The sequence below is a fragment of the Rhodococcus sp. NPDC055024 genome, from assembly GCF_053608585.1.
The window spans coordinates 1-1,373 of sequence record NZ_JBSGVT010000055.1; the positions used below are offsets into that span (position 1 = coordinate 1).

The window sequence follows — 1,373 nt, forward strand, 5'->3', positions numbered from 1 at the left end:
GCGACCACCAGTGATTCAGAACGCAATGAGCGCAGGACGCTTTCAGGCAGGCGATAAGAGCACAGCAATCTGCTCGCGTTGTGGCGAACTGGTTGACACAACTTTCGTTCAACGAGATGTTCCGTTCAGCGACGGCAAGGGCTTCGTCGCAGGATTCTCGTAGCTATTTGCGATGTTTGCGATAACGTCGTTGCGATACCGGTTCAGTCCACTCCGGGTATCCGGGAAGCTCGATAATGATGTCCATCGTGAGGCGCTAAACGCGCATCGGTTCGCGTGAGCGACAGGCACAATGCGTCACCCTGGCGCCCTCTTTGCACGAAAATACCCAAGAGGAATAACTGCTCATGCGCGGAGTAAAAGCGCGGGCGCGTGTCGTGTACTATCGAGATGATTTGTTTTTGCCTTCGATGTAGGACCGCGTCTTTACTTTTTAGGGTCGCGCTTGCGAGGGAGGGTCACGCAGCGGACGAAAAACAGCGTAGAGTGCGGTACCACTCTTCCGCACACGAGATGGTCGCGATTGAGAGACGGATGAAGTTGCTAGTCAAAAAACACTTATGATTAAATGGGTTATTGACTCGCCTCAAGGCGAGGGTCATCCATGTATGCTAGCTGGGATAGGGGGATATAAGTGGAAGAGCTAATCGCGGCATATATCGCACAATTGTCGGAGAAGGACGGCCGAGAATATAGGGCGCGCGGGGATTTATTGGACGAGGTATATAGATATATCCTGGGCCAGGGTTTTGGTAAAATTTCAATTTCTGTGCTAACGAGAGTAGTCGACCAGTATGTGCGGTTGGCAATACTAGAGGACAGGGCTGCGCGAGTTGGAAGTGGGGAGTATGTATTCAGTGCTGCCGCTGATATCGAAAATATCAAACGAGACTACGACGATAGACGTCGGGGGCTCGTTCATCGGGAAGTCGTGTCACGTTCTGTGCCGGACCGTGGCCCCTCGTTAGAAGAGCGATTGAATATGTTGACCGCACGGAATAATGAGCTTTCTGTGCAAATTGACCGCATGCGAGATTTGTTGAGAATGAAGGGCGGCGTCCTCGCACTCATTCTTGATGATGATTTCCTTTGCACATCCGCGTCCGCTCGAAAGAGTCTATTCGACGCACAAGATTACGCTCTTTAAAACATGGATAAAAACAAATCTCATGCGGGGTTGGCGCTTCTTGCTTATAAGATTGGACCTAATCAGTTCGAGCTTAACAGGAGCTTGACCTATATCAGCATGCGTGACCAAGTCCTCCGGGCGCGGACACTTATTCATACGGCCATTGATGCAGGGCTATTCGAAAAGCAAGCTGAAAATAGTAGTTCGTTTGCTGATGGAGATGTCGACTACGATGTGGTTGTGC

1 protein-coding gene is annotated in these 1,373 nt (G+C 50.7%); it reads left to right on the forward strand.

Annotated features, from left to right (window positions below):
• Nucleotides 1–1,150: 1,150 nt before the first annotated feature.
• The coding region (locus tag ACWF6P_RS31785) for a hypothetical protein (protein WP_452623702.1) at nucleotides 1,151–1,373 on the forward strand (223 nt) is incomplete at its 3' end.